A 1,990-nucleotide genomic window follows, 5' to 3' on the forward strand; every position below is an offset into this window, starting at 1 on the left:
GCGTTAAAAGGCGACGTTCTCTATGTAATTAAATCAATCCAATCATCCACCGGTGAATATAAACGTTCACCGTTCTGTGGTCGGTTCTCTGTTCTCAATGGACTAATATTTGCTTTAGCGCGCTGATGCGCTTGTCCTGTTTTACACGGGTCGTTTTATTGATTGTGACGGAAGGACTCACATGGCAGATGTTCATGAGCTGCTTGATACTTGGATTGCCAATGTCAAGGACGAGGAGCTCCTCGCTGAGCTCAACACGATGAAGGAGCAGGGTGATGAGGACGCCATCACCGACGCTTTCTTCCAGGATCTCGCCTTCGGTACTGCCGGTCTTCGCGGCACTATCGGTGCGGGCACTAACCGTATGAATATCTATACGGTCGGTCGTGCGACCCAGGGATTCGCTGACTACCTCAATGCGACCTTTGAGCATCCGACGGTCGCCATCGCTCGCGATAGCCGCAATAAAGGTGAGCTGTTCGTTAAGACTACGGCTGCCATTCTTGCAGCAAACGGCGTGACTGCCCTCGTGTATCCCAAGATTTCTCCTGTGCCGACGCTCTCCTGGGCCGTCCGTGATCTTAAGTGCTCCGGTGGCATTTGCATGACCGCTAGCCATAACCCAGCGCCGTATAACGGCTATAAGGCCTATGGCCCCGATGGCTGCCAGATCACCAGCGAGGCCGCCGATGCAATTTCTAAGGCTATCGCCGAGACCGATACATTCACCGGCGTGAAGTCCATGGACTTTGATGAGGCTCTTGAGCAGGGTCTGGTTAAATGGATCGACGACTCGTGCCTCGAGCGTTATTACGACGCCGTTCTCGCGCGCGGCGTGACTAACCTTTCTGCCGAGGAGATCGCTGACGCTCCGCTTAAGCTCGTCTACACTCCGCTCAACGGCACCGGCCTCATTCCCGTTACTACGGTGCTCGAGCGCGCTGGCATCACCGATGTCACGGTTGTTCCCGAGCAGAAGGAGCCTAACGGCGATTTCCCGACCTGCCCGTATCCTAACCCCGAGATCCGTCAGGCCATGCAGAAGGGCATCGATCTCTGCGAGCAGGTTCACCCTGATTTGCTGCTTGCAACCGATCCCGACGCCGACCGTGTTGGCGTTGCCGTTAAAAATGGAGATGACTATCTGCTGCTGACCGGCAATGAGATGGGCGTTCTGCTGCTCGACTATATCTGCAAGACCCGTGCTGCCCGCGGTGAGGACCTCACTAAGAAGGTTGCCGTTACTACTATCGTTTCTTCCGCCATGGTTGACGCTCTGGCCGACGAGTACGGTTTTGAGCTTCGCCGCTGCCTGACGGGCTTCAAGTACATCGGCGACATCATTACCTCGCTTTCCGATGCTGGCGAGGTCGACCGCTTTATCTTCGGTTTCGAGGAGAGCTACGGCTATCTGGCCGGCGACCACGTGCGCGATAAGGACGCGGTGAGCACTTCGCTTCTGATTTGCCAGATGGCGCAGTATTACAAGCTGCAGGGTCAGAACCTTGCCGACGCGATGCACGAGCTGTACGAGAAGTATGGCTACTATCACAATAAGACGATTTCGCTGAGCTATCCGGGCGCTGAGGGTGCGGCAAAGATGGCCGGCATCATGGCTGGTCTGCGCGAGAACCCGCCCGCGGAGCTCGCCGGTTCCAAGATTGAGGCCGTCGTTGATTACAACACCTGCGTGAACGGCCTGCCGAAGGCTAATGTCATTGAGTTCGATCTTGAGGGTGGCAACAAGGGTATTGTTCGTCCTTCCGGCACCGAGCCCAAGATCAAGCTGTACATCTTCGCTAAGGGCGCGGATGCCGTCGAGGCAGATGCAGCACTTGACGCGATCGAGGAGTCCGGTCGCAAGCTGCTGGCATAAGGTATTTTAGAGTCTATTGCTATAGATAGGCGAAAGAGGGGATCTCGGAAGCGAGGTCCCCTCCTGTTTTTAACCAGCCAGCCGAGAGTACTAATATGTGTAGGAAATGTGTAT

The 1,990-nt window shown here is 55.4% G+C and carries 1 protein-coding gene; it reads left to right on the forward strand.

The window, feature by feature from the left end; translation table 11 throughout:
* The first annotated feature begins 181 nt into the window (after window positions 1-181).
* A complete protein-coding gene (locus ACEG18_RS09665; RefSeq protein WP_372542579.1) occupies window positions 182-1,876 on the forward strand; it encodes a phospho-sugar mutase in 1,695 nt (564 codons plus the stop codon).
* Window positions 1,877-1,990 lie beyond the last annotated feature (114 nt).

The sequence above is a fragment of the Collinsella aerofaciens genome, from assembly GCF_041537385.1.
In the GTDB taxonomy this organism is placed as follows: domain Bacteria; phylum Actinomycetota; class Coriobacteriia; order Coriobacteriales; family Coriobacteriaceae; genus Collinsella; species Collinsella aerofaciens_BV.

What these genes read in the sequence shown, in the direction of transcription:
- ACEG18_RS09665 (WP_372542579.1), top strand. Translation starts at nt 182, where the DNA reads ATGGCAGATGTTCATGAGCTGCTTGATACTTGGATTGCCAATGTCAAG.